The following is a 25,648-nucleotide window of genomic DNA, read 5'->3' as shown; positions in this document are numbered from 1 at the left end:
CCGGGCGGATGGCGCCAGGGTGCTCGGGCCGGGCAGGGCCCCTGACACCGACGACTCTCGACGCAAGGAGCAAGCCCCATGAGTTCAGGCCCGGACGCCCCCTCCGGAGCCCGGATCGCCGAGCGCGCCCGCACGGTCGTGCCCGGCGGTGTGAACAGCGGCCAGCGCAGCATCCCCGGTCTCACCGACCTCGTCGTCACCGGAACCGGCGGCGCCCGCTTCCGGACCGCCGACGGCCGCGAGTTCACCGACTTCCACGCCGCGTTCGGCCCGCCGCTGCTCGGCCACAACGACCCCGAGGTGGCCCGCGCCGCCGCCGAGGCCGGCGCCCGCATCGGTCACATGGGCGTCGGCGTCACCGAGGGCGAGGTCCAGCTCGCCGAGCAGCTCGTCGAGCTGATCCCGTCCGTCGAGAAGGTGCTGCTCACCTCTACCGGCAGCGAGGCCACGTTCCACGCGCTGCGCGTCTCCCGCGCCGCCACCGGCCGCCGCCTCGTCGTCAAGTTCCAGGGCTGCTACCACGGCTGGCACGACTCCGTGAGCCTCAACGTCATCTCCGCGCCGGAGAAGGTCGGCTCCCACGACCCGATCTCCACGGGCATCCTGCCCGAGGTCCTCGACGCCACCCTCGTCCTGCCGTTCAACGACAGCGAGGCCGTGCGCCGCGCCTTCGCCGAGCACGGCCACGACATCGCCGCCGTCATCGTCGAGCCGGTCCCGCACAACGTCGGTGCGCTCCTGCCGCACCAGGAGTTCCTCACCACCCTGCGCGAGGAGACCACCAGGGCGGGCAGCGTGCTCGTCTTCGACGAGGTCATCACCGGCTTCCGGCACGACCTCGGCGGCTGGCAGTCCATCTGCGGCGTCACCCCCGACCTGACCACCCTCGGCAAGGCCATCGCCAACGGCGCGCCCGTCGGCGCCATCGGCGGCCGCGCCGACCTGATGGACCTCTTCTCCACCCGGCCCGGCGCCCCCGCCTTCTTCGCCGGCACCTACAACGGCCACCCGTCCGTGGTCGCCGCCGCCCTCGCCACCCTGCGCAAGCTGCGCGAGGAGCCGGTCCACGCCCACGTGTACCGGCTCGGCAACCGGGTCCGCGCCGAACTCACCGCGCTGTACGCCCGGTTGGGCGTCCCCGCCGTCGTCACCGGGCACGGCTCCGTCTTCGTCTCGTACTTCATGCCGGGCCCCGAGACCCCGCGCACCTACGACGACCTGCTCGCCAACGACGCGTCGCTGTTCGTCGGCTACCGCCGCAAGCTCCTCGACCACGGTCTGTTCGAGCTGCCCCTCAACCTCAAGCGCAGCCACATCAGCTACGCCCACACGGACGCCGACGTGGACCGGCTTCTCGAAGGCACCGAGGCCGCCGTCAAGGCCGTCCTCGCCGAGGGCGGCGCACGCGACCTGGAGAACGCCTCCACGATGGGCGGGGCGGTCAACTGATGCTCACCGTGAACACCACCCGCCCCGCGGGCCCCGCAGGACGCATCACCCGCGTCGAGACCCTGATGCTCGGCACCGCCTGGCGCGACTTCGGCTACGTCCGCGTGCACACCGACGAGGGCCTGTCCGGCATCGGCGAGATCACCCACCCCTACCGGGGCCAAGAGGTCTGCGCCCTCACCGAGTCCCTCGCCCGCCGCCACCTCATCGGCGCCGACCCCTTCGACATCGAGGAGATCTGGCTCCGCCTCTACCAGGGCGACTTCCTGCGCGGCGGCGACATGGGCGGCGTCGCCCTGTCCGGCCTCGACCAGGCCATGTACGACCTGATGGGCAAGGCCCTCGGCGTGCCCGCCTACCGCCTCACCGGCGGCGCCTGCCGCGACCGCGTCCGCGTCTACGCCAACGGCTGGTACAACGGCGAGCGCGACCCGGAGGTCTTCGCCGCGAAGGCCCGCGCCATCCTCGAAAAGGGCTTCACCGCCCTGAAGTTCGACCCCTTCGGCCCCGGCCTGCACGAGCTGGAGCGCGCCGAACTGCGCCGCTCCGTCGACCTCGTCGCCGCCGTCCGCGAGGCCGTCGGACCCGACGTCGACCTCTTCATCGAGGGGCACGCCCGGTTCGCCATGCCGACCGCGTCCCGGCTGCTGCGCGAGCTGGAGCCGTACGACATCGGCTGGTTCGAGGAGCCGCTGCCCTGGACGCACATCGAGCGCTACGCCGAGCTGCGGCAGCGGGCCCCGTTCCCGATCTCCGGCGGCGAGCACTTCCACAACCGCTACGAGTACAAGCAGCTCTTCGCGACCGAGGCCGTCGACATCATCCAGCCCGACCTGTCGATGGCCGGCGGCTTCACCGAGGTCCGCAAGCTCGCCGCGATCGCCGACACGCACGGCATGCTCGTCGCCCCGCACAACTCCAATTCGCCGCTGTGCACCACCGTCTCGGTGCACGCCGCGCTCGGCATCCCCAACTTCAAGATCCTGGAGACCTTCGACGGCCTCCTGGAGGACTACGTCTTCCAGGCCCTCAAGGGCACCCTGCCGCTCGCCGCCGACGGACACGTCGACCTGCCCACCGCGCCGGGCCTCGGTGTCGAACTCGTCGACGAGGTCTTCGAGGAGCACCCGCCGACCCACCGGTTCTGGAACATGTTCGCCGAGGGCTGGGAGAAGAGGAACCGGACATGATCGTCGACGTCCACTCCCATCTGTTCCGGCACAGCCACGACTTCACCGACCCGTTCGCCTCCGACTCCGCACGCGCCCACGAGGGCGAGGTCGACCTCACCGTCAAGTGGGAGGAATACGCGGCCAGTTCACCGGCCGACACGCGCACGATCGTCGTCGGCGGCAAGGCCCGCCGCAGCGGCCTGTGGGTCGACGACAAGGCCGTCGCCGCCTACGTTGCCGAGCGCCCCGACCGCCTCATCGGCTACCTCGCCCTCGACCCCACCCAGCCCGGCTGGCAGGACGAACTGCGCTACGGCCACCAGGAGCTGGGCCTGCGCGGCATCAAGCTCATGCCGATGTACGCGGGCTTCGACCCGGCCGCCGAGGAGTACGACGAGCTGTACGCGTACGCCGAGCGGCACGGCCTGCCGCTCCTGGTGCACACCGGCACCACCTTCGTGTCGGCGGCGCCCCTGGAGTACGCGATGCCGCGCCACCTCGACGCGGTCGCCATCCGCCACCCCGAACTCCGCATGGTCCTGGCCCACTTGGGCCACCCCTTCGAGGGCGAGTGCATCGCCGTCATCCGCAAGCACCCGCACGTCTACGCGGACGTCAGCGCCCTGCACTACCGGCCGTTCCAGCTCTGGCACAGCCTCCGGCTCGCCCAGGACTACGGCGTCCTGCACAAGCTGCTGTTCGGCAGCGACTACCCGTTCACCACCGTCGACGACTCGGTGAAGGGGCTGCGGGAGATCGCCGCGATCCCCGGCATCCCCGGCCTCCCGCCGCTCGACGCCGACGCGGTGGAGGCCATCATCGAGCGCCCCTCGCTCGACCTCCTGGGGCTGTCGTGAGCACCGGGGCGCGCGGCGTCGACCGCTTCGACCTGACGGGCCGCACCGCGCTGGTGACCGGTGCGGCCCGGGGCCTCGGCCGCGCCTTCGCCGTCGGCCTGGCCGAGGCGGGCGCGGACCTCGTCCTCGTCGACCTGCCGGACGCCGAGGGCATCGCCACCACGGCCGCCGCCGTCGAGAAGCTCGGCCGCCGCGCGTGGACGTACGGCCAGGACCTGTCCCGCACCGAGGAGCTGGCCGGCTTCACCGACACCGTCCGCGCCGAGTGCGGCCCGCTGCACATCCTCGTCAACAACGCGGGCACGGCCGCCCTCGAGCGGGTCGGCGAGATCACCCCGGCGAGCTGGGCGGCGGTGATGCGGGTGAACGTGGACGCCGTCTTCTTCCTCACCCAGCGCGTCACCGAGCACATGGTCGCGGACGGCGTCCGGGGCCGCGTCATCACCATCACCTCGAAGAACGCCCTGGTCGCCGAGGCGGGCCTGGCCCACTACAACGCATCCAAGGCGGCGGCGCAGCTGCTCACCGAGACGTACGCGGTGGAGCTCGCCCCGCACGGCATCACCGCGAACACCCTCGCGCCCGGCATGGTCGAGACGCCGATCGACGGGGAGTTCCCCTTCGACCGCGAGGCGTTCGAGGCCGCCTACCGCGAGCGCATCCCGCTCGGCCACTACGCCCAGCCGGACGACTGCGTCGGCGCGCTGCTGCTGCTCGCCTCCGACGCGGGCGCGTACATCACCGGCGCCCGGATCGTCGTCGACGGCGGGGTCCTCGCCGACCAGATGCCCCGGATGCGGTTCATGCCGCCGTACCGCAACTCCCTCACCTCCCACGACATGTCACACGACACCTGAGGAGCGACGTCCCGATGGACGAGTCACGCAGACGGGCCCTGCTGCTGTCCGGACTGACCGGGGTGGGCGTCCTGACCGCCACCTCCGGCACGGCGCACGCGGCGGCCCGCGAGGATGCCCTGTACGTCGACACCGTCGCCGCCCTGCGGACGTCGAAGGGGGTCCGGGACGGGGCGGTCGTCATCGTCGCCGGATACCACGAGGCCGGTGACGGCGGCGGGATGGCCGTGCGCTGGGACGCCGCCTCCAAGGCCGCCCACAACGGCGGCACCGTCATCGCCCCCGCCAAGACCACCACCCGGGGCCGCTGGCACCAACTCCACACCGGAATCGTCGACTTCCGCACCTTCGGCCACTTCGACGCCGAAACCCCCGCCGACGCGGCGCTGGACGCGATGGTCGGCGACCCGGACGTCCACCGCGTCGAGGCCCACACCGACCTGCTGTTCACCAAGCGTCACCTGTGGCACCGCTCCCGCATCGAACTCGACTTCCACGGCCACCGCATGCTCACCAAAGGCATCGAGGCCAACACCCACGACAACCCCTTCGGCGCCGTCCTCGCCTTCCGCGGCACCCCCACCGACACCACCCACACCTACGCGCTGCCCGCCGAGGTCATCGAGCTGACCGACACCTTCCCCGTGCCGGACCCGTCCGCCTTCGCGGTCGGCCAGTGGTGGACGGTGCAGGTCGACCCGGTGGCGGGCGGCGGCCGCGACGAGCGGGAGCTGCAGAAGCTCGTCGAGATCACCGAGATCGTCGACGGCACCCACATCCGCGTCAACTACCTCAACGGCTGGCCGCTCGCCAAGGGCCGCACCCTGACCTGGACCCGTGTCGAGCCCGTCCGCGACACCCATGTGCGCAACCTCGTCTTCGAGGGCGCGGGCGACGACGAGTACACCGGCTCGCACCCCGTCTCGTACGAGTACGCGGTGGACTGCGACGTCTCCGGCATCCACGCCACCGGCTCCTTCTGGCCGGTGATCATGCGGCGCTGGTGCACCCGGTTCCGTACCGAGCAGTGCTCCCTGAAGAACCCGCCGACCGTCGAGTACGGCGGCGCCGGCTATCTCACCCAGCAGATCTACTGCCTCTACGGCCGCGTCGCCGACTGCACCACCAGCAACGTGCGCCACCTCAACGACCTGACGGCGTCCGCCTACTGCACCGTCGTCAACTGCCACGGCGACGGCGACGACGCGGGCGGCAACCCCTTCACCACCCACGGCCAGTACGAGCACGACCTGCTCTTCGACGGCAACTCCGGGCTGATGGACATCGCCAACTCCGGTGCCCAGTGGGGGATCTCGGCCAAGCGCATCACCGTGCGCCGGCACACCTGTTCCTGGTTCACCGCCAACACGAAGATCACCGACCTGACCCTGGAGGACGTCACCGTCATCGCCCGCCCCACCTTCGACCAGGCGGGCACCCTGACGGTGAACGCCGACGGCGCGCAACTGCGCGGCTGCACCGCGAAGACCTTCGCCGTCGCCCAGCGCTCGGCCCGCTCCACACGGCCCACCGTGATCAGCGACTGCGACTTCGCCCCGCCCGCGGGCACCGTCCTCGTCCAGACCCCGGTGACCGCCCCCGTCCACTTCGTACGCTGCGTGATCAAGGGCGCCGACGGGCTCGTCCTGCGCGGCGCGGGCCCCGTCCACCTCACCGACTGCACCGTCGAGGGCGCCGAGGACGCCGCCCCGCTGTCCGTGGGAGCGGCCCAACTGGTCGTCGAAGGCGGCACGTTCACCGACACGGGCATCGAGCTGAGCGCCGTCCGCGACCAGCACCTCCAGATCACCGGCGGCACCCGCATCACCGGCACCAACAAGGCCAAGGCGCTCCTCGGCCGGGCCGCCGGCGGCTCCGGCACCGTCACCTGGCAGCTGACCGGCGCCGACTCCCGTACGGACGACGCGGCCACCGCCCATGTCCGGATCGCCGACGGCACCAACCACTACGCCGCCACCGGCTGCCGCTTCACCGGCGGCCGCCTGCGCCTGGAGGCCGCCGCCTGCGCCGACGTCCTGCACACCGCCTGCGTCGAACAAGGCACCACGCGCGACGCCATGCCGAAGGACGGCGACCGCGTGCGCACCGACGGAAACCTCCTCCTGTGATCCGCACCGCCACCGCCGCCGACGAACCCGCCCTGTACGCGCTGTGGTCCCGGTGCTTCGGCGACGCACCCCACCTGCCCGCCCTGTACGCCCTCGACGCGGACCGGCACCGGCGCACGTTCGTCGCCGCCGCGGACGACGGCAGCCTCGACGCCGTCGTCGTCCACGTACCGCGCACGGTGCGCGACGCCCACGGCGCCCCGCACCGGATCGGCGGCATCGGCAGTGTCGCCACCCGGCCCGAGGCGCGCGGCAGGGGGCTGGTCCGCGCCCTGCTCGCCGAGGCCACGGCGAGCATGATCAGCGAAGGCTGCGGCTGGTCCCTGCTGTTCACGGGCACACCCGGTGTCTACGAGGGCTCCGGCTGGCGGACGTTCGCGCGGCCGTACGCCGAGGGGCCGCTCGCCGACGCGCCGGACGCCCCCGTCGGCGTACGCGAGGCACGCCCCGGCGACCGCGCACCGCTGGCCCGCCTCCAGGAACGGCACAACGCCCGCCGCCCGCTCAGCTCGGTGCGCTCGGCCGACGACTGGCGGGTGCGGGTACCGGCCTGGTACGGCCACGACACGCTCCACCTGGTGGCCGAGGACAGGGCGGGCGGACCGCGCGGCTGGCTGGTCGCCCGGATCGCCGACGGCACGGCGGAGGTGCTGGAGGCGGCCGTCGCCGACGACGACTGCCTGGGCACCCTGTACGCGGGACTGGCCGTCCGGGCCCGTGCCGCCGGAGCCGTCCGGGCCCGCACCCGGCTCCCCGACGCGCCCGGCGCCGAGCGCGCCCTGCCCCGGCTGCTGCGGGCCGGCGCCGTGGCACGGGGAACCGACACGACGGGCATGTACCGCCCGCTGCTCACACCGGCCGGCACCGTGGAACAGACCCTTACGGCACCCGGCGCCGCCTACTGGTACGGCGACTCCTTCTGAGAGCCCGCCGCCCGGCGGCACCACCCGCGGCGCGGACGTGTCAGGCGGGGTCGCCGATCGACGTCTGAAGCCGCTCGCTCGCCATCCGCATGTGCTCGGCCATCGCCCGGTCCGCGGCCTCGGGATCGCGCGAGCGGATGGCCTCCAGGACGGCGTCGTGCTCGCAGAGGGTGCCGGTGACGGTGCCCTCGATGTCGTTGACCCGCTCCATCCAGACCTGGAGCAGCGCCCGGATGCTGTGCAGGATGTCGCTCAGCACCGTGTTGCGCGCGATGTTCGCGCACTCCAGATGAAAGGCGATGTCGGCGTCGACGAACGCCTTGACGTCCCCGCCCGCCTCGCGCATGTCCCGCAGGTGCTCCTCCAGGCGCGCCACGTCCTCGTCGGTGGCCCGCTCGGCGGCGAGCCGCGCCGAGACCATCGCCTGCATGGTCGGCGCGCTGCTCACCGAGGCCCTGCACGAGACCGTGCACACCGTCGGCGTGCCCGAGAAGGCGGCCCGTGCGATGCTGCTCGGCCACACCCAGGTCGCGCTCGCCAACACCCTCAAGGGCTCCAACCCGTTCTCGGACGCCTGCCTCATCGCCATGGACTACGGCCGCGAGTCGATCGTCCGCGACGACTGGAAGAAGGTCTTCGACGACGCCGAGCTCGACAAGGTCATCACGCGGATGCTGAAGATCAAGGAGATCAAGCGCTGGGGCGCGTGTCCTCCGGCGCGCTCAGCTCGTCGTAGAGGAGGGCGCAGTCGCCCGTCTGGCCGGTGCGGTACGCCGCCCGCGCGACCAGATGGGCGGCGACGGCGCTGGTCAGGAGCTGGAAGAAGGCGACCAGGGCGAGCGTGCCGAGGTCGACCCCGGAGCGCAGCCGCAGCGCGAGACCGGCGACGAGCAGCAGCATGCCGAACGTCTGCGGGTTGGTCGCGGTGGCGCTGCGCGTGAGGACGTCGGGCAGCGTGAGCATCCCGATGACCCCGGCCAGACAGACGGCGGCGCCCAGGAAGAGAAGGATCGATCCGGCCAGATCGGCCGTCTGCTGCCAGGCGTTCACGGGCGCTCCTTGGTTCCGGCGCGGTCGCGCGAGGCGATGAACCGGGCGATGCCGACCGAGCTGGTGAAGCCGAGGAAGGCGAGCACCAGCATGATCGACAGGTAGTAGCGGGTCCGGGTCATCGCCGCGTCCACCCCGATCCCGGCGATGATCAGCACCGCGGCCACATCGACGGCGACTGCCCGGTCCAGCATCGAGGGGCCGCGCCAGATGCGGATGAGCAGCAGCACGCCCGCGAGGATGATCAGCGTCAGGGCGGCGTTGAGCAGGATGTCGTTGGCCAGTCTCACGAGCCGCTCTCCTTTCCGGTGGGGGAGGACGGATCGGGGTCCGCCGCGATCCGCGCGATCTCCTCACGGGTCCCGAAGGCCCGCACGACCAGGGCCTCAAGCCGCCAGACGTCCCGGCGCGAGCGGGGCGCCGTCGCGGGGTCGTCGGCGTCGCTCACGTGCAGGTACAAGGTGGCCGTCGCGGCGTTGACCTCGACCAGGGCGCCGCCCGGCACGCTGGAGACCGCGACGGCGGTCGCCGCGATCATCAGGTCCGTGCGGCAGCGCAGCGGCACCCGCAGCACGGCGGCCGGACGGCGGCGCCCCGTCAGCGCGTGCCGGGTCACGACGACGCTCGACGTCACCATGTCGACCAGCAGGTATCCGGCGAGCCGCAGGATGCCGCGCGGGCGCAGCCGCAGGGCGAGATCGACGGACGGCAGCGGGAACGCCAGGCACAGGATGACCGCGACGACGACGCCACTGATGAGGTTGCCCCAGGTCAGGCCCGACCACAGCAGCATCCAGATGACGGTCAGCCAGGCGATGAGCGGCCAGTCGAGACGGCGCCTGCGCGCCGCGAGGGAGGGGGAGTTCACGGTCCGAGCACCGCCTTGACGTAGGGGGTACGGGCGAGGAGTTCGGCCGCCGAGCGGTCGGCCAGGCCGGTCAGCGGGGTGGCAAGCACGGTGTAGGCGAGACCGAGGGCGACGGCCGCCGCGGTCGCCACCGTCATCACGCGGGGGATCCGGGCGGTGGTGCGCACGACGGTCTTCGTCGCGGGTCCCGAGCCGTCCTCGGGCGCCGAGTCGGGATCGTCGCTCTCCTCCAGGACATCGCCCTCCAGCGGGAGTTCGGTCACCGCGGGCCCCCGCCAGAACGCCAGGTTCCAGACCTTCACCATCACGTACAGCGTCAGCAGGCTCGTCACCGCCGCCCCGGCGAGCAGGACGTACGCCCAGGCGCCGCCGTCCGCCGCGCCCGCCCGCATCAGCCCCAGCTTGCCGATGAAGCCGGACAGCGGCGGGATCCCGGCGAGGTTCATCGCGGGCACGAACCACAGGGCGGCCAGCAGCGGGGCCGTTCTGGCGGTGCCGCCGAGCCGGGTCAGTTCCGTCGTCCCGTACCGCTTCTCCAGCAGACCGGCCGCCAGGAACAGCGTCGTCTGCACGGTGATGTGGTGGGCCGTGTACACGACGGCGCCGCCGATGCCGCCCCGGCTGCCGAGCGCGAGCCCGAACAGCATGAAGCCGATGTGGCTGACCAGCGTGAAGGACAGCAGCCGCTTCAGGTCGGTCTGGGCGACCGCGCCGATGATGCCGATGACCATCGACGCGAACGCCACCGCCATCAGCACGGCCGAGAGCCGGTTCCCGGGGAACAGCAGGGTCTCCGCGCGGATCATCGAGTACACGCCGACCTTGGTGAGCAGGCCCGCGAAGACCGCCGTCACCGGCGCGGGCGCCGTCGGGTACGAGTCCGGCAGCCAGGCCGCGACGGGGAACGCGGCGGCCTTCACCCCGAACACGGTGAGCAGCAGCACCTCGGCCATGGTCCGCACGCCGAGCGGGAGTTCGGGCATCCGTACGGCGAGCTGCGCGAAGTTCACGGTGCCCGCCGCCGCGTACGTCACGGCCACCCCGGCGAGGAACACCAGGGAGGAGACGAGCGAGACGACGACATAGGTCGAACCGGCGCGGATGCGCGGCTCGGTGGCGCCCACCGTCAGCAGCACGAAGCTCGCCATCAGCATGATCTCGAAGCCGACGTAGAGATTGACGAGGTCGCCCGCGAGGAAGGTCAGCGACACCCCGGAGACCAGCACCAGGTACGCCGGGTGGAAGACGGCCAGCGGCGCGTTCTCCTCGCGGTCGGCCATGTCCTGGCCCATCGCGTACACGAGCACGATGAGGGTGACGGCGCCCGACACGGTCAGCATCAGCGCGGCCAGCCGGTCGGCGACCAGGGTCACGCCCAGCGGCGGCCCGAAGTCGCCGAGGTGGACGACGAGCGGGCCCGTGCGGTCGGACTCCACGAGCAGCACCAGGTCGACGGCCAGGACCCCGGCGAGCACCCCGACGGTGATCACGCGGTGCAGCCAGCGCAGCCGGGGCCCGATGAACAGGCTCAGGCCGCACACCGTGAGCGGCATGACGACGGGCAGCGGAACGAGAGCGTTCACCGGGTCTCCTCCGGATCGGTGCCGAGCACGTCGTCCCACAGGTCACCCGAGGAGTCCCGGGCCCGCGCCTGGAAGGCACGGTCCTCGCGGATCCGGTGGCGCTGCTCGCGCCGCTCCTCGCGCCAGGCCCGCTTGCCCTCCCCGCGGTACTGCTCCCGCAGTTCGTGGCGCTCCTCGGCGATCTGGGCGCGCAGCACCACGCGCCGGTCGGCGATGTCGTCCGGCACGAAGTCCGAACCGGTCAACTGGCTGCTGCGGTACGCCATCGCGAGCACGAACGCCGTGGTGGCGAGCGTGATCACGACGGCGGTCAGACAGATGGCCTGCGGCAGCGGGTCGGTCACCCGGGCGTGCGGCACACCCGGGTACAGGAGCGGGGGCAGCCCGGCCCGCCCGGCCGAGGCGAGCACGAAGAGATTGACGCCGTTGCCGCACACGATGATGCCGATCAGCACCCGCGTCAGGCTGCGGGTCAGGATCAGCATCCCGCCGGCGGCGACCAGCACGATGCCGCAGACCAGCAGGGTCGCACTGATGGTCACCCGCGCTCCTCACCGGCGAGCGCGAGGCCCGCCCTGTACTCGGTCTGCTGGTCGATCTTGGCCCCGAGGGCGCGGACGACGTCGAGCACCACGCCGAGCACCAGCAGATACACGCCGAGGTCGAACAGGACCGCGGTGCTCGCGTGCCAGTCGCCGATCAGCGGCAAATGCCCGTGCCAGGTCCAGCCGTGCAGCACGGTCCCGTCGGCGAGCCCCACCAGGGCGACGGCCGTGGACAGGGCGAGACCGAGACCGGTGAAGAAGCCCGGGTGCACCGGGGCCGCCGCCGCCAGCTCGTGCCGCCCGCCCGCGAGGTAACGGATGGTCAGCGCGACCCCGGCGACCAGCCCGCCGACGAAGCCGCCGCCCGGCAGGTTCTCCGCGCACAGCAGCAGGTACACGGACAGCATCAGGATCGGGTGGAAGACGAGCCGGGCCACCACCTCGAACACCACCGACCGGTGCTCGGGCGCGAGCGTGTCCCCGGCCACCAGCCAGCTGCGCTCCGGCGCCCCCTGCCGGTACTTGGCGGGCACCCGGAGCTTGGACGTGGCCAGCGACCACGCCGTCACGCCGCCCGGCAGCCGCGCCGGGGGCGCGGCCGACCGGCCCTGCCTGCGGTGCACGTAGAGCAGGCTGGTCACGCCGAGCACCGCCACCGCGAGGACGGCGGACTCGCCCATCGTGTCCCAGGCCCGGTAGTCCACGAGGATCGTCGCGACGACGTCCTTCAGGCCGTGGTGCGCGGTCTCCTCGGTCATCGCGGCCCCGGCCGGTTCGTCCGTACGCGCGCCCGCCGCGAGCCACACCGCGCAGGCCACCACGGCGCCGCTGCCCAGGGCGAGCAGGACGCCGGTGAGCCGGCGGCGGATCTTCCGGCTGTCGCCGAAGAAGACCGGCAGTCGGCGCAGGACGAGCACGAGCACGACCGTCGACACGGTCTCCACGCCGAACTGGGTGAGCGCGAGATCGGGGGCGCCCTGCACGATGTACAGCGCCGCGGTGCCGTATCCGGTGAGGCCCGCGAGGACGGCGGCCTTCATGCGCCGCTGCACCAGGAGGCACATCAGGGCGCAGGCGCAGGTCAGCGCGCCGACCCCGGCCTGCCACGGGGAGTCCCAGACGCGGGGCGCCGGGGCGCCGTCCCAGGGCCGGTCGGTGGCGAGGACCGCGACGAGCCCGGCGAGCATGACCGCGAGGACCGTGGCCACGTAGGCGGGCAGCGAGCCCTTCTGCACGGAGCCCGTCACCTGGAGGGCGGAGCGTTCCAGGCCGAGCACGATCCGGCCGAACACCTCGTCGGCCTTGGGCCAGGCGAGCCGCCGCCCGAGCCGCACGACCGGCTCCCGCGCCACGAAGAGCGCGGCACCGCCCGCCCAGGCGAGCGCCGACAGCCCGAGCGCGAGCCCGAAGCCGTGCCACAGGGCGAGGTGGTAGGGGTGCTCGGGCACCGGGTAGGAGTGCGCGTACTCCTCGAAGAGCGTCGCAAGGAGGCCGATGCCGGGGCCGAACACGAGCGAGCCGAGCGCGAGCAGCGCGGGCGGGGCGAGCAGCCCGGCGCCGACCCGGTGCACCGGGGTGTCGGCGACGCCCGGTTTGCGGGCGAAGGCACCCCACAGGAAGCGCAGGGTGTACGCGGTGGTGAGCGCGGAGCCGACGACGATCAGCGCAAGGGACCACCGCTCGCCGGTACCGCCGTGCGCCAGCGCGTCGAACGCGGCTTCCTTCGCGGCGAAGCCGAGCAGCGGCGGCAGCGCGGCCATCGACGCGCCGGCCACGACGGCGACCGCGCACACCCACGGCAGCGACCGCCCCACTCCCGAGAGCCGCCGCAGATCGCGGGTGCCCGCCGCGTGGTCGACGATCCCGGTCACGAGGAACAGCGGGGCCTTGAACAGTGCGTGGCCCAGGATCATCGCGACGGCCGCCAGCGCGGTGTCGTACGACCCGGCGCCCGCGAGCACGACGAGGAACCCCAGCTGGCTGACCGTGCCGTAGGCCAGCACGATCTTGATGTCGTTGAGCCGCAGCGCCCGCCAGCCCGCGAGCAGCATCGTCGCCGTGCCGAGCGTCAGCAGCACCGGCCGCCACGGCGTGACGTCCGAGAGGGCCGGGGCGAGCCGTGCGATCAGGTAGACGCCCGCCTTGACCATCGCCGCCGCGTGCAGATAGGCGCTGACCGGGGTGGGCGCGGCCATCGCGTTGGGCAGCCACAGACTCAGCGGCCACACCGCGGACTTGGCCAGTGCCCCGCACAGGATCAGCAGGACGGCCACGGTGAGCGCGGCGCTCGGCGCGGGCGGCGCGTCGACGATCCGCGAGATCCGGTACGTCCCCGCGAGCTGCCCGAGCATCAGGAACCCGACGAACATCGCGAGCCCGCCCGCCGCGGTGACGGTCAGCGCCTGGAGCGCGGAGCGGCGGCTGCCGCGCTTCTCGCTGTCGTACCCGATGAGGAGGAACGACAGGACGGTCGTCAACTCCCAGAACAGATAGAGGATCATCAGATCGTCGGCCAGGACCAGTCCGAGCATCGCGCCCGCGAACGCGAGGAGATTGCCGCCGAACTGGCCCAACTGGCGGGTGCCGGGCCGGAAGTAGCCGGCGCAGTACACCAGCACCAGGGCCCCGATCCCGGCGGCGAGCAGCACCATCACGAGCGAGAGCGCGTCGAGCCGGAACGCGGCCTCGACGTCGTACGCCCCGATCCAGGACCAGGTTTCGGTGCTCGGCCGGCCCGACGCCACCTCGTCCCACCGGGACAGCGCCCAGCAGAGCGCCGCCAGGGGCGGGAGGGCGAGCACGAGGAAGGCACGCGGGCCCGCCCTGCGGACCAGCGGTGCGGCGCAGAGCGCGACGGCGAAGTGTGCGAGGACCAACAAGGTCATGAACCATGCATATCTGGACTTATGGTTCATAGCGGGTGAGACGCGCCGGGCGGCATGCAGGGATCGTTGCGCCGTTCATCTGCCTTCCGCACGGCAACGGGGATAGCCTGGCCTGCTACAACTCCAGGGACGGGGGAGGGAGTTGGGTTACATGCGTGTCCGGGGTGGTTCGGCGGAGGACGTGGACGAGGGGCGGCGGCTGTCCGTTCTCGATCTGGTGGGACTCGCGGCCGGTGGTGTCGTCGGCTCCGGCTGGCTGCTCGCCGCCGGGCAGGCCCACTGGGCTGCGGGCGGGGACGCCGTGTGGGCCTGGGTGATCGGCGGCGCCGTGATGCTGCTGATCGCCGCCGTCATGGTCGAACTGGGCATCGCCGCGCCCAAGACCGGCGGCCTGATATTCCTGCCGCTCCAGGCCGCGGGACCGCTCGTGGCCACCGTCGTCGCCGCGGCCCTGTGGATCGTCTACGCCGTGAACCCGGCCAGCGAGGCCGCGGCCATGGTGCGCGGCCTCGCCCACTGGTTCCCGTCCCTGCTGCGCAGCGGCCACACCGGCGGGCTGCCCACCGGCCTCGACCGGGCCAACGACCTGTCGTTCACAGGCGCCCTGTGCGCCGTCGTGCTGATGATGGCCGTCGTCGGCTTCAACCTGCTGCCCGCCCGGCGGCTGATACGGCTGAACCTCTTCATCACCGTGATCAAGGTGCTCGTCCCGCTGCTCATCGTCGTCTGCCTCACCTTCGCCGCGACCGACGCCGCCGGCTCCTGCACACCGGGCGACGCCTGGTACCTGAGCGGCCAGTCGGGCGGCGCCGACCGGCTGCGCGGCCAGGCCGACCACTTCTCCGCCCTGTACGTGGTGCTCGGCGGCGGCATCATCTACGCGTACATCGGCTTCCAGGCGCCCCTGGACTTCGCGGGCAACATCAAGCGCCGCGGCATGGGAGAGGCGGCCCGCCTGCGCTGGGCCGTCTACGGCACCCTGGTCGGCGCCGTCGCCCTCTACACCGCGCTGCAGTACGTGTTCTCGCAGAACTGCGGCTCCCTCGCCGCGGACATGCTCCAGTCGCCCTACGCCCAGTTCGCCACCGCCGCCTCGATGACCTGGCTGGCCTGGCTGATCCGGCTCAACGCCGTCCTGTCCCCGATGGGCTCCGGCATCGTCTTCACCCACGCCCTGACCCGCGAGGTCGCCGCCCTCAGCCGCGCCCACCTCACCCACCGCGGCCTCCAGACCGCGCGTCGCGCCTCGTTCAAGTTCCGCGGGGCGGAGATCGACGCGTACTGGATGATCCTCATCGTCAACCTCGTCATCGGCCTGACCACCCTCGCCCTCGTGCGCGGCAACTGGGAGCAGCTGGTCGCCCTCAACAGCGTCCCGATCATGGTCGTCTACGCCATGCCGGGCGTCGTCCTCGTGGCGCTGCCCGGCACCGATGCGACCTGGCTGCGCACGACGGTCCGCTGGGCCCTGGCCTACACCGCGTTCGTCGCGATCGCCCTGGTGATCCACGAGGCGGGCTGGGCCGACGTCTGGCGGGGCATGGCGGGCGTGGGCACCGGGGCGGCGCTGCTCCTCGCGCTGCCCTGGCTCGCCGGGCGCGACCTGCCGTACATCGGGCGGGTGCTGCGCCACTACGACGCCCGTGAGCACCTGTCCCGGTTCACCCGGCGCGGCGATCCCGCGGTACGGCCGCTGCTGCTGCTCGTCGGCTACATCGCCGTGCTCGTGGGCTGCACGGGCCTGCGCGAACTGTTCGGCGAGAGCGCGGCGCCGGTCACGCGCACCGTCTCCGTGCTGGCGGCCCTGGTGGTCTTCCCGCTGCTCGTGCGGGCCGCCCGCCGCTACATGGACCGGGTCAAGCCCACCCTGCCGCACCAGGGCGCGGCGCCCCGCCCCCGGGTCAGCGCAGAGACTTGACGATCCAGTCGGCCTGCGGGCCGAGGCCCTCCGCGCGCAGCGTGCCGACCGCCTCGTCACGGTGACGCACGTCCGACCAGCGGCCCACCGTGGCGCGCAGCAGCAGCTCCGCGTCGGGCAGCGGGATCGCCAGCACGCCCCGCACCACGCACAGCACGTCGGAGGCCTGCACCAACTGCTCGTTCTCCAGGAACCGTTCGAGCAGGGTCCAGGCCGCGTTCTCCAGTCCGGCGGCGTGCAGCAGCCGCGCGACGTCGGCGACGAGCAGGGCGTCCGCCGGCTGCGACGTCGACGGGTCGGACAGTTCACGGCAGGCGGCCTCCACCGCCTCCGCGTGCCGGCTCTCCCGCAGGACGACCAGACAGTCCACGAACCAGTGCCGGTCGCCGCCCGGTTCCATCACGGCGACGGCGAGCTGCCGGCCCACCTCGTGCGCGGCCCGGGTCCGCTCGCGGTTGCGCGTGATGCGGTTCAGCAGCTCGGTCAGTTCCGCTCCGGAGCGCCCGCGCACCTGCACCGCGGCGATGTGGCACAGCAGCGCCACGCAGGTCTGGTCGCCGCCCTCCTCCTCGTTCAGCCAGTCGCACAGCTGCGCGAGGACATCGAGGGAGCGCGGCACGTCGTCCGGACCGGCGGGCACGGTCACGATGTCGGCCAGCAGCTCACGCGTACCGGCCGTGAGCAGCGGATCCCGGTGCCACAGCGACACCAGCTTCGCCAGCCCCTGGACGTTCGGCTGCCCGGCCGCGTGCCGGCGCAGCAGCTCGCACTTGGCCGGCGAATCCTCCTCACGCGTCAGCAGCGCGCAGAGCTTGACCACGTCGCGCGGTTGCGCGGTGCGGCCGATGTGGGCGGCCAGCGCGTCGTGGCCCGCGCCGCGCCGCGCGATCAGCCGGGCGATGAGCTTGCGTGCCTGGTCCACCTGCCGGGCGTCGGGCGCGCTCAACTGCGTCTGCGCCCAGGTCTCCAGGATCTGCCCGTGCGGACTCAGGTGCAGGAACGCGCCCGCGAGGTCGGCGATCTCCTCGCCCTGGCCCTCCGGACCGCCGGGCGTGTGGGTGGCCACGACGTTCAGCGTCAGCTCCAGCAGGCGGTCGGCCTGGACCGGGCACTTCTCGTCGAGCAACGCGGTGTGCAGCAGCGCCTTGTCGAGGTTGGTGCGGCCCGAGTCGGGGCCGCCGAACACCGCCACCGTCCGGTCCGCGAGCTGCGGGTACTGATCACGCACGACCCGTACGAAGACCGCCACGTCGAACGCGGTGCGCTGGCAGGCGACGTCGTGCACGATGCTCGCGGTGATCGGCGCGCTGGGCCGGCCCGCCTCCATCTCGTGCTGGAGCATCGCCAGTTCGGCGGCCTCGCCGACCGGCCGGGCCAGCGCCGCCGTCGCCATGATCATGACCGCGTCGCGGGCGTCGAACCCGTCCGCCAGCTCCACCAGGTCCTGGACACCGCGGCGCAGCGCGAAGGCGTGCAGCGCGCGCATCGCCATGGCCTCGCTGCGCGTGGACCGCATCTGCTCGAGGATCCGGGCGAACTGCGGCCCGTCGACCTGTGTCACCCACGCGTAGTCCTCGGTGAGCAGCGCGGCCACGTCCGGCTGGAACAGCAGATGCGTGCGGCGGGCGCCGACGGCGCCGTTGTGCTCGCTCACGCGCCGCCCAGGAGCGCCGGTTCGATCTCACGCCAGTAGCGGACGAAGTCCACCGGATTCGCGAGCAGCGTCGCGGCGCGGCGCTCGACCCGGCTCGCCAGGTCACGGCTCTGCTCGTCGCCGGACTTCAGCCGGACCACGACCCGGCCCGCCAGGTCGGGCTTCAGCATCAGGCTGCGCAGCTTGCGCTCGCCGTACAGCCGCAGTTCGCGCACCCAGTCGTCCTCGGTCTGCGGCTCGCGGCCGGGCGGGCGGCGGCCCTTGGCGTGGTTGGTGAACAGCGCCGCCGCCTCGGAGGCGTCGTTGAGCAGCATCCGGGGCGCGTCGTGCACCCCGCAGGACTGCATGTCCTCGTCGATGCCCGCGCGCAGGGCGCCGAGCGTGAGGTCGTCGTCGTGCTCGGACATGCCCTGCCCCAGCACGTTCAGCAGATGGCCGCTGAACGGGGTGCAGCCGTCGAGCGGGCTCGGCAGATTGGCGCAGGCGTCGGCCGACGCGTTGTGCACGTTCCCGCTGACGGCGCTGAAGACACAGGTGCCGTCGGAGCGGGTGCCCAGGATGCCCGGCAGCGGCGACTCCGGGCCGAGGTGCGGCAGCAGGTTCGAGTAGCAGCAGTCGGTGATGAGGACCTTGAGGCCGGCCCGGCTCTGCCGGATGGCCCGGTACACGTACCAGGACGACAGCCACGTCCACGGCTCGTTCTGGTACGAGGAGCCGACGGCGAAGTGGACCTGGCCGCCGGGGACGTCCTTCCAGTACGCGCCGTGCCCGACGTACACGACGAGGAGGATGTCCTCGGGCCCCTCGCCCGCCGCCGCGGCGTCGTGCAGGGCGCGCATCACGCCGTCCGCGGAGTACGCGGCGTCGCCGGAGAGGATCACCGAGCGGCCGGCGTCGCCCCAGCGCGGGTCCCGGGCGAGCGCGTCCCCGTAGGCGCGGGCGCTGGTCTCGATCGTGGGATAACCACTCATCCCCGAGTTCGCCTCGTAGGTGCCGACGCCGATCACCAGGGCCCGGAGAGCCATCTCCTCAGCTCCCCTCGGGAAGAGCGGGCGGCCGGTCGCCATCGCCATTGCCGTCGTCGCCGTCCGTCTCGTCCGGCGACTGCGGCTGCTCGCTCGCCTGGAGCACGACGATGGTGACGGGCGGCGGGTCGAGCCGGCGCCCGCGCCACGCGTCGACGGCACGCTGCGCCGCGGCCTGCACCACGGCACCGGTGGCGCTGGTGAGGACCGCCATCAGCAGGGCCGCGGCCGTCCCGCCGTCGAGCGTGCCCCGCTCCTCGGCCGGCGCCTCCACCTGCCACTGGAGTGCGGTCTCCCGCGCCAGCTCGGCGCGGAGTTCCTCGGGTTCGTCCAGGCCGACGGGCCCCTCGACCCGCACCGAGATCGTCGCTGTCATGCCGTCCGGTTCCTCCCCCGAGGCGGTCAGAGCATCCTTGTCAGTCTGCCAGGCGGCGGGGCGGGGCGCGAGAGCGGACCGATCACCGTTACAGGCTCATGACACGGCCAACGTGCCGCCGATGCAGGCGACTTGACGGTGCGCCCGGCACCTTCCGCACGGCGGCCGGGGCAGCCGCGCCGGTCCTGCCGCGCGGGCGTCACCGCTGGTGGACCGCCCGGGGGAGAGGCGGCGTGCGGTCGGCTTCGTCGTGCGTGACACCGTGTGGGGGCGCGTTCATCGGTACCACGGACGGGCCCGGCCGTGTTGCCACGCCGCCGGGCGCGGGCGGCTGTGTACGTTCGCGACGACAAGGACGACGTACGGGAAGGACCTTCGACGTGACCGACGGCAGTACGGGCCCGGACACCGGTGCGCACGAGCGGGCGGAGGTGTGGGGAGAACGGCTCAAGGAGCGCATCTACGCCTCGCTCACCCTGCTCGCCGTCCTGGTGGGCCTCGCCATGAGCGGTCACCCCAGCCACTCGGGCGCTGTGGTCGCCGTCGCCGTGACAGCGCTCGGTCTGTGGCTGGCGACCCTCGTCGCGGACCTGCAAGCACACCCGGTCGCCCACCGCAGCAGGCCCGGAGCCCACGAGATCCGGCACGTGCTCTTCGTCAGCAGCCCCTTGCTGACCAGTGCCGTGGGACCGCTGCTCCTGATCGGTCTGTCCGCGGCGGGCGCGCTGCACCTCGACACCGCCCTGTGGATCTCGGTCTACAGCGAGGTCGCGGCGCTCGCCCTGTGGGGCTTCGCCGGTGGCCGCAGCGTCGGGGCGGGTGTCCTGCGCGCCACGGTCACCGGCGTCCTCAACGCCGTGATCGGCCTGGGCGTGGTCGGCGTGAAACTCCTCGCCGGCCACTGACCGCCGTGGCGGGCCTCAGGAGCCGGTGGTGCCGTCGAGCATCTCCCGCAGAATGTCCAGATGCCCGTTGTGCCGGGCGGTCTCCTCGGTCAGGTGGAGCAGGATCCACCGCAGATCGACGTGGAGCCCGTCCCGAAGCGGCCGCTCGGCCCGCGTGTCCAGCTCCGCCCCGGCGGCCAGCTCCCGGTTCCGGGCACACTGCGCGCCGTACTCGTCGAGTACCTGCCCCACCGGGAACTCCACGGCGATCCGCATCTCCCGGTCGGGATCCTCGTCCGTCCAGGGCCCCCGGTCCTCCTCGCCGAGGAACACCACCTGGAACCAGTAGTACTCGACCCACCGCAGATGGTTGATCAGCCCACTGACCGTCATCAGCGGCGAGCCGGGCAGCAGCGCCCTGCGGGCATCCTCCTCGGAGATGCCCTCGCACTTGGCGCGTGCCGTGTCACGTGTGTAGTCGAGAAACGTGGTGAGCTGCGTCCGCTCGTCCCACGCCTTGGGCGTGTCATCGATTCTGGTCATCGGGGGCAGGGTGTCGTGTCCGTGCGGCCGGTGTCGAGCCAATTGTCGACGGGCGTCGCCGCGTCGCCCCGCCTCCGGCACCCGGCTTGCCGCACAGCGCGGCGCGCTCCTGGACGGCTCAGCCCGGGAGTTCGTCCAGCGCCACGTGCATCGACGACGTGCGGGCCAGGTCGGCCAGCGCCTGCTCCATCACCGACAGCGGGGTACGGGGCGGCAGCAGCAGCCCGATGCCCGCGCTGCGCCGGGGCCGCAGCAGCGGCACGGCCCGCATCCCGGCGGGGATGCCGAAGACGTGCAGCCAGGTGTGCGGGACGACCGTCGACCAGTGCCCCGTGCGGACGTGCGCGATGAGCGAGGCGATGGAGTCGGTCTCCACGCGCGGCGCGACCGCGACCCGCAGCTCGGTGAAGACGGCGTCGAGCACCTGACGGCCCACCATGTGCGGGTGCAGCAGACACAGCGGCAGGGACGCCGCCTCGGCCCAGCCGACGCCCTCCGCGTCGACGTCGGCCGCCTCCTGCGTGAGCAGGACGTACCGCTCCCGGTACAGCGGCACGAACGGCAGACCGGGCTCACGGGTCGGATAGGTCACCGCGCCGTGCAGCTCGAACGCGCGCAGCCGCCGGACGATCTCGTCGCCCTGAAGATCCGCGTGCACCCGTACGGTGGTGTGCGAATTCGCCGCGCAGAACGGCTGCGTCAGCAACGCGACGGCCGCGACCGCCGTCGGCACGGCACCGATCCGCAACTCACCTTCCAGACCGGAGCGCAGCGCGGCCAGACCGGCCGTCATGGCGTCCCGGTCGGCGAGCATCCGCCGCGCCCACACCACGACCTCCTCGCCCTCCGCCGTCAGCCCCTCGAACCGGTGGCCGCGCCGCACCAGCGGCACGCCCAGTTCGCTCTCCAGCTTGCGGATGCCCTCGGACAGGGTCGGCTGGGAGACGTAGCAGTTCTGGGCCGCCCGGGCGAAGTGCCCGGTGCGGGCCAGCGCCACCAGGTATTCGAGCTGTCTCAGGAGCACGGGCCGGGGCCACCGCCTGTTCGGTTCGGAGGGGACGTACATCGAGCGAGGTACGGCGGGCTGTGCGTGATCGTAACCGCCTATCGACCATCGGATCTTCCGCTTTGACCGTGCGGGCGGCCCGGGCGAATGCTGCTGTCCGCGGGCCGCCGGAACTCCCCGGCCCACGGACGAGACGCCGAGGTGATGGGCATGCGTGACACGGGCGAGCCCGCGGAGGAACTGACCCTGCACAAGCCCAGGACGTGGGCCACGGGAGCGCCGGCCGTCGCCCACGCCCTGAAGTACGCCCTCGGCCAGACCTCGCCCCGCCGCACGGCCCTCACCCTGCTGAACATCAACCAGGCCGGCGGCATCGACTGCCCCGGCTGCGCCTGGCCCGAGGAGGCACCGGGCAAGCGGCACCGCAACGAGTACTGCGAGAACGGCGCCAAGCACATCAGCGACGAGGCCACCACGCGCCGCGTCACCAGGGAGTTCTTCGCCGAGCACCCCGTCAGCGAACTGGCGGGACGGTCCGACTACTGGCTCAACCAGCAGGGCCGGCTCACCGAACCCATGGTGAAGCGGCCGGACAGCGACCACTACGAGCCCATCGGCTGGGACGAGGCCCTGAAGCTGCTGGCCGACGAACTGACCGGCCTCGACGACCCCGACGAGGCGCTGTTCTACACCTCCGGCCGCCTCGCCAACGAACCCGCCTTCCTGCTCCAGCTGTTCGCCCGCGCCTTCGGCACGAACAACCTCCCCGACTGCTCCAACATGTGCCACGAGTCCAGCGGCTCCGCGCTCAACGAGACGCTCGGCATCGGCAAGGGCAGCGTCGGCCTGGAGGACCTGCACAGCAGCGACCTGGTGTTCGTCGTCGGCCAGAACCCGGGCACGAACCACCCCCGCATGCTGTCGGCCCTTGAGGAGACCAAACGGCGCGGCGGACGGATCGTCGCGGTCAACCCGCTGCCCGAGGCCGGACTCCTGCGCTTCAAGCACCCGCAGAAGGCGCGCGGCGTCATCGGCCGGGGCACCCAGATCGCCGACCAGTTCCTCCAGATCCGCCCCGGCGGCGACCTCGCCCTGTTCCAGGCCCTGAACCTGCTGCTCCTCCAGGCCGAGGACAAGGCCCCCGGCACCGTCCTCGACCAGGACTTCATCGCCCGCCACACGACCGGCTTCGGCCTCTTCAGCGACAACGTCCGCGCCCTCGACTGGGACGACGTGCTCGCCGCCACCGGACTGCGCCGCGAGGAGATCGAGGAGGTCCACGAGCGGGTGCTGAAGGCCCGCAGCGTCATCGTCTGCTGGGCCATGGGCCTCACCCAGCACAAGCACGGCGTCCCCACCATCAGGGAGGTCGTCAACTTCCTGCTGCTGCGCGGCAACATCGGCCGGCCCGGCGCCGGCGTCTGCCCGGTGCGCGGCCACAGCAACGTCCAGGGCGACCGGACCATGGGCATCTGGGAACGGATGCCGCAGACGTTCCTCGACGCCCTGGAGAAGGAGTTCGGATTCGCGCCGCCGACCCGCCACGGCCTGGACTCCGTCGACGCGATCCGGGCGATGCGCGACGGCCGGGCCCGGTTCTTCCTCGGCGTGGCGGGCAACTTCGTCCGGGCCACGCCCGACAGCGACGTGACCGAACGCGCCCTGCGCAACTGCCGGATCACGGCCCACATCTCCACCAAGCTCAACCGCTCGCACACCGTCTGCGGCCGGACCGCGCTGATCCTGCCCACCCTGGGCCGCAGCGACCGGGACGTGCAGGCCACCGGTGAGCAGTTCATGACGGTGGAGGACTCCATGAGCGACGTCCACACCACCCGCGGCCGGCTGGCGCCCGCCTCGCCCGCGCTGCTCAGCGAAGTCGCGATCATCAGCCGGCTGGCCCACGCGGTCCTCGGCGACCGGCACGGCATCGCCTGGCGGACGTTCGAGGACGACTACGACCTCGTGCGCGAGCACATCGCGCACGTCGTCCCGGGCTTCGAGGACTTCAACCGCCGGGTGCGCGAGCCCGGCGGCTTCACCCTCCCCAACCCGGTCAACGAACTGCGCTTCCCGACCGCCTGCGGCAGCGCCGTCTTCACCGCGAACACCTTCACCGGGCTCACGGCGCCGCCCGGGCACCTCATCCTCCAGACGCTGCGCTCGCACGACCAGTGGAACACGATCCCGTACGCGATGGACGACCGCTACCGGGGCATCAAGGGTGCCCGCCGCGTCGTCCTGGCCCACGCCGACGACCTGGCCGAACTGGGCTTCGCGGAGGGCGAGCTCGTCGACCTCGTGAGCGTGTGGGAGGACGGCGTCGAGCGGCGGGCACCCGGCTTCCGGACCGTCGCCTATCCGACGCCCCGGGGCTCCGCCGCCGCGTACTACCCGGAGACCAATGTGCTGGTGCCGCTGGACAGCGTCGCCGAGCGCAGCAACACCCCGACCTCGAAGGCCGTGGTCGTCCGCCTGGAGCGGCGCTGAACCCGCCGGGGGCGAGGGTCAGCCGCGGGCCAGCGCCCGCTCCTCGGCGTCCGCGTCGAAGCCCACCGGCTCCCACCGCTTGACCAGCAGCGCCACCAGACCGAGGACGGGCGCACCGAGGATCACCCAGTACACGTGCGTCCCGAGCCCGGTGCTGAGGATCGGGAAGAAGAACAGCGTCAGCGTCGAACCGAGCCGCAGCACCGCCTGGTTGAAGCCGATGCTGACGCCGCGCATCGAGGTCGGGAAACCCAGCGAGGCGTAACTCATGATGTGCGCGCCGGGCCCGAAGCCCTGGGCGAACATGAAGGTCCCGAGCATGAGGATGCCCGCCGTGACGACGGCCGTGCCGGACGGCTGCCCTATCACGGCGAGCACGGTGATGGCGACGAACTGGATCGCGAAGCCCAGCGTCATCATCGGCCACGCGCCGCGCGTCGACGCCCAGCGGATGCCGAGCAGACCGCCGGTCAGGGCGAAGACCAGGTTCAGGGTGAACGAGGAGGCGATCGTGGTCAGCGGCCCCTGCGTCATCAGCGTGGCGATGATGATCGGCAGGCCGAAGGCGACCGCGTTGTAGCCGAAGGTCTCCGCGAGCCCGACCGCCACCGACTGGACGGTGCGGGCGCGGTACGGGCCCGTGAACAGGCGCGCGTACGCGGCGAGCCCGGGCCGCGGCGGGCGGGGCGCCCGCGCCGGGACGTCGTCGGCGACGCGTGCGTCCACCCCGTACGACTCCCGCAGGATGCGCGCGGCCGACTCCAGGTCGCCCTGCTCGGCGGCCCAGGTCGGCGACTCGTTCATGTAGCGGCGGCGCAGCAGCATCACGATCAGCGCGGGTACCGCGCCGAAACCGACGGTGAACCGCCACAGCCAGCCCAGATGGGCCTGCGGCAGCACGAAGTACAGGAACATGATCACCAGGTAGCAGCCGCTGGTCGCGGTGTACCAGGCGGGCGACCAGGCCGCCGTGCGCGAGCCCTTGCTGCCCTTGCCGCGCAGCCGGGAGAACTCGGCGAGGAAGGCGATCGCGACCGGGATGTCCATGCCGACGCCGATGCCCATGACGAACCGCGCCGCGATCAGCGTCCACACGTCCTGCGCGACCGCGCACACCAGCGCGGTGACGACGAAGAAGACCATGTTGGCCATGAAGACGCGGTAGCGGCCTATTCGGTCGACCAGCCAGCCGCCGAGCAGCGCGCCGAGCAGCGAACCGACACTGATCGAGGCGGTGACCGTACCGGCCATCGCCGAGCTGAGCCCGAACTGCCGGGTGATGTCGGGCAAACCGTACGCGAGCGAACTCAGGTCGTACGCGTCGAGGAAGATGCCGCCGAGCGCGATGACCACGATCATCTTGGCGTGCCGGCCACGGGCCGTACCCGAGTTGACCAGGTCGGAGACGTCGGCGGCGGAGCGGATCGCCACCGA

At 72.4% G+C, this 25,648-nt stretch carries 21 protein-coding genes and 2 pseudogenes; 10 read left to right on the top strand and 13 right to left on the bottom strand.

The features are described from left to right. The first annotated feature begins 78 nt into the window (after positions 1-78). From ABII15_RS04225 to ABII15_RS04200, 6 genes are read left to right on the top strand one after another with little or no spacing between them, the layout of a single operon-like run. On the top strand, positions 79-1,449 hold the full coding sequence (locus tag ABII15_RS04225) for an aspartate aminotransferase family protein (protein ID WP_353940909.1): 1,371 nt from the start codon (positions 79-81) through the stop codon (positions 1,447-1,449). After that, the gene (locus ABII15_RS04220; RefSeq protein WP_353940908.1) at positions 1,449-2,639 is read left to right on the top strand and encodes a mandelate racemase/muconate lactonizing enzyme family protein; all 1,191 of its coding nucleotides are present in this window, start codon (positions 1,449-1,451) and stop codon (positions 2,637-2,639) included. Before ABII15_RS04225 ends, ABII15_RS04220 begins: the two co-directional genes overlap by 1 nt. Further along, positions 2,636-3,478, top strand: coding sequence for an amidohydrolase family protein (locus tag ABII15_RS04215; RefSeq protein WP_353940907.1), 843 nt, complete (start codon positions 2,636-2,638; stop codon positions 3,476-3,478). Before ABII15_RS04220 ends, ABII15_RS04215 begins: the two co-directional genes overlap by 4 nt. After that, positions 3,475-4,335 carry an SDR family oxidoreductase gene (locus ABII15_RS04210; protein ID WP_353940906.1) on the top strand — a complete coding sequence of 287 codons (861 nt, stop codon included), beginning with the start codon at positions 3,475-3,477 and terminating at the stop codon, positions 4,333-4,335. Before ABII15_RS04215 ends, ABII15_RS04210 begins: the two co-directional genes overlap by 4 nt. Before the next feature lie 14 nt (positions 4,336-4,349). Then, on the top strand, positions 4,350-6,464 hold the full coding sequence (locus ABII15_RS04205) for a peptidase C14 (protein WP_353940905.1): 2,115 nt from the start codon (positions 4,350-4,352) through the stop codon (positions 6,462-6,464). Continuing rightward, positions 6,461-7,387: a GNAT family N-acetyltransferase gene (locus ABII15_RS04200; protein ID WP_353940904.1), complete on the top strand. Its 927-nt coding sequence runs from the start codon at positions 6,461-6,463 to the stop codon at positions 7,385-7,387. The genes ABII15_RS04205 and ABII15_RS04200 overlap by 4 nt, the downstream gene beginning before the upstream one ends. Before the next feature lie 40 nt (positions 7,388-7,427). Here the strand turns inward: ABII15_RS04200 and ABII15_RS04195 are convergent. Then, positions 7,428-7,805, bottom strand: a pseudogene (locus ABII15_RS04195) (FCD domain-containing protein); the annotation flags it as partial. Here ABII15_RS04195 and ABII15_RS04190 point away from each other — a divergent pair. Then, positions 7,801-8,085, top strand: a pseudogene (locus ABII15_RS04190) (phosphogluconate dehydrogenase C-terminal domain-containing protein); the annotation flags it as partial. The pseudogenes ABII15_RS04195 and ABII15_RS04190 overlap by 5 nt on opposite strands. On the opposite strand, the gene mnhG reads toward ABII15_RS04190, so the two are convergent. From mnhG to ABII15_RS04160, 6 genes are read right to left on the bottom strand one after another with little or no spacing between them, the layout of a single operon-like run. After that, positions 8,078-8,437 carry a monovalent cation/H(+) antiporter subunit G gene (gene mnhG, locus ABII15_RS04185; RefSeq protein ID WP_353940903.1) on the bottom strand — a complete coding sequence of 120 codons (360 nt, stop codon included), beginning with the start codon at positions 8,435-8,437 and terminating at the stop codon, positions 8,078-8,080. The pseudogene ABII15_RS04190 and the gene mnhG overlap by 8 nt on opposite strands. Next, positions 8,434-8,727 carry a monovalent cation/H+ antiporter complex subunit F gene (locus ABII15_RS04180; protein ID WP_353940902.1) on the bottom strand — a complete coding sequence of 98 codons (294 nt, stop codon included), beginning with the start codon at positions 8,725-8,727 and terminating at the stop codon, positions 8,434-8,436. Before ABII15_RS04180 ends, mnhG begins: the two co-directional genes overlap by 4 nt. Continuing rightward, positions 8,724-9,305 (bottom strand): Na+/H+ antiporter subunit E, encoded by a 582-nt coding sequence (locus ABII15_RS04175; RefSeq protein ID WP_353940901.1) that lies wholly within the window; start codon positions 9,303-9,305, stop codon positions 8,724-8,726. Before ABII15_RS04175 ends, ABII15_RS04180 begins: the two co-directional genes overlap by 4 nt. Beyond that, positions 9,302-10,888, bottom strand: a complete 1,587-nt coding sequence (locus ABII15_RS04170) for a Na+/H+ antiporter subunit D (RefSeq protein WP_353940900.1) — start codon at positions 10,886-10,888, stop codon at positions 9,302-9,304. Before ABII15_RS04170 ends, ABII15_RS04175 begins: the two co-directional genes overlap by 4 nt. Next, the gene (locus ABII15_RS04165; protein ID WP_353940899.1) at positions 10,885-11,430 is read right to left on the bottom strand and encodes a Na(+)/H(+) antiporter subunit C; all 546 of its coding nucleotides are present in this window, start codon (positions 11,428-11,430) and stop codon (positions 10,885-10,887) included. The genes ABII15_RS04170 and ABII15_RS04165 overlap by 4 nt, the downstream gene beginning before the upstream one ends. Beyond that, a complete protein-coding gene (locus ABII15_RS04160; RefSeq protein WP_353940898.1) occupies positions 11,427-14,318 on the bottom strand; it encodes a Na+/H+ antiporter subunit A in 2,892 nt (963 codons plus the stop codon). Before ABII15_RS04160 ends, ABII15_RS04165 begins: the two co-directional genes overlap by 4 nt. A gap of 151 nt (positions 14,319-14,469) precedes the next feature. Between ABII15_RS04160 and ABII15_RS04155 the strand changes: the two genes are divergently transcribed. Next, a complete protein-coding gene (locus tag ABII15_RS04155; protein ID WP_353940897.1) occupies positions 14,470-16,236 on the top strand; it encodes an APC family permease in 1,767 nt (588 codons plus the stop codon). Here ABII15_RS04155 and ABII15_RS04150 read toward each other — a convergent pair. Genes ABII15_RS04150 through ABII15_RS04140 form a run of 3 tightly spaced genes read right to left on the bottom strand, consistent with a single transcriptional unit; the run spans position 16,220 to position 19,291 of the window. Further along, a complete protein-coding gene (locus ABII15_RS04150; protein ID WP_353940896.1) occupies positions 16,220-17,890 on the bottom strand; it encodes a hypothetical protein in 1,671 nt (556 codons plus the stop codon). The genes ABII15_RS04155 and ABII15_RS04150 overlap by 17 nt on opposite strands. Next, positions 17,887-18,915, bottom strand: a complete 1,029-nt coding sequence (locus tag ABII15_RS04145; RefSeq protein WP_353940895.1) for a hypothetical protein — start codon at positions 18,913-18,915, stop codon at positions 17,887-17,889. The genes ABII15_RS04150 and ABII15_RS04145 overlap by 4 nt, the downstream gene beginning before the upstream one ends. Before the next feature lie 4 nt (positions 18,916-18,919). After that, a complete protein-coding gene (locus tag ABII15_RS04140) occupies positions 18,920-19,291 on the bottom strand; it encodes a hypothetical protein (protein WP_353940894.1) in 372 nt (123 codons plus the stop codon). A gap of 380 nt (positions 19,292-19,671) precedes the next feature. Here ABII15_RS04140 and ABII15_RS04135 point away from each other — a divergent pair, with 380 nt between their 5' ends. Further along, positions 19,672-20,196, top strand: coding sequence for a hypothetical protein (locus ABII15_RS04135; RefSeq protein WP_353940893.1), 525 nt, complete (start codon positions 19,672-19,674; stop codon positions 20,194-20,196). Between the two features lie 15 nt (positions 20,197-20,211). Here the strand turns inward: ABII15_RS04135 and ABII15_RS04130 are convergent, their stop codons facing one another. After that, on the bottom strand, positions 20,212-20,718 hold the full coding sequence (locus tag ABII15_RS04130; protein WP_353940892.1) for a DinB family protein: 507 nt from the start codon (positions 20,716-20,718) through the stop codon (positions 20,212-20,214). 118 nt (positions 20,719-20,836) lie between these two features. After that, positions 20,837-21,742, bottom strand: a complete 906-nt coding sequence (locus ABII15_RS04125) for a LysR family transcriptional regulator (RefSeq protein WP_353940891.1) — start codon at positions 21,740-21,742, stop codon at positions 20,837-20,839. 192 nt (positions 21,743-21,934) lie between these two features. Between ABII15_RS04125 and ABII15_RS04120 the strand changes: the two genes are divergently transcribed. After that, positions 21,935-24,214 (top strand): FdhF/YdeP family oxidoreductase, encoded by a 2,280-nt coding sequence (locus ABII15_RS04120; protein ID WP_353940890.1) that lies wholly within the window; start codon positions 21,935-21,937, stop codon positions 24,212-24,214. An 18-nt stretch (positions 24,215-24,232) separates the two neighbouring features. On the opposite strand, the gene ABII15_RS04115 is transcribed toward ABII15_RS04120, so the two are convergent. Next, complete coding sequence (locus tag ABII15_RS04115; protein WP_353940889.1) at positions 24,233-25,645, bottom strand: MFS transporter; 1,413 nt, start codon at positions 25,643-25,645, stop codon at positions 24,233-24,235. Positions 25,646-25,648 lie beyond the last annotated feature (3 nt).

Origin of the sequence: Streptomyces sp. HUAS MG91 (assembly GCF_040529335.1) — a bacterium.
GTDB lineage: Bacteria > Actinomycetota > Actinomycetes > Streptomycetales > Streptomycetaceae > Streptomyces > Streptomyces tabacisoli.
This window is presented reverse-complemented; position numbering and strand designations above follow the sequence as displayed.

What these genes read in the sequence shown, in the direction of transcription:
- ABII15_RS04225 (WP_353940909.1), top strand. Translation starts at nt 79, where the DNA reads ATGAGTTCAGGCCCGGACGCCCCCTCCGGAGCCCGGATCGCCGAGCGC.
- ABII15_RS04220 (WP_353940908.1), top strand. Translation starts at nt 1,449, where the DNA reads ATGCTCACCGTGAACACCACCCGCCCCGCGGGCCCCGCAGGACGCATC.
- ABII15_RS04130 (WP_353940892.1), bottom strand. Translation starts at nt 20,718, where the DNA reads ATGACCAGAATCGATGACACGCCCAAGGCGTGGGACGAGCGGACGCAG.
- ABII15_RS04145 (WP_353940895.1), bottom strand. Translation starts at nt 18,915, where the DNA reads ATGGCTCTCCGGGCCCTGGTGATCGGCGTCGGCACCTACGAGGCGAAC.
- ABII15_RS04205 (WP_353940905.1), top strand. Translation starts at nt 4,350, where the DNA reads ATGGACGAGTCACGCAGACGGGCCCTGCTGCTGTCCGGACTGACCGGG.
- ABII15_RS04140 (WP_353940894.1), bottom strand. Translation starts at nt 19,291, where the DNA reads ATGACAGCGACGATCTCGGTGCGGGTCGAGGGGCCCGTCGGCCTGGAC.
- ABII15_RS04155 (WP_353940897.1), top strand. Translation starts at nt 14,470, where the DNA reads ATGCGTGTCCGGGGTGGTTCGGCGGAGGACGTGGACGAGGGGCGGCGG.
- ABII15_RS04215 (WP_353940907.1), top strand. Translation starts at nt 2,636, where the DNA reads ATGATCGTCGACGTCCACTCCCATCTGTTCCGGCACAGCCACGACTTC.
- ABII15_RS04120 (WP_353940890.1), top strand. Translation starts at nt 21,935, where the DNA reads ATGCGTGACACGGGCGAGCCCGCGGAGGAACTGACCCTGCACAAGCCC.
- ABII15_RS04160 (WP_353940898.1), bottom strand. Translation starts at nt 14,318, where the DNA reads ATGACCTTGTTGGTCCTCGCACACTTCGCCGTCGCGCTCTGCGCCGCA.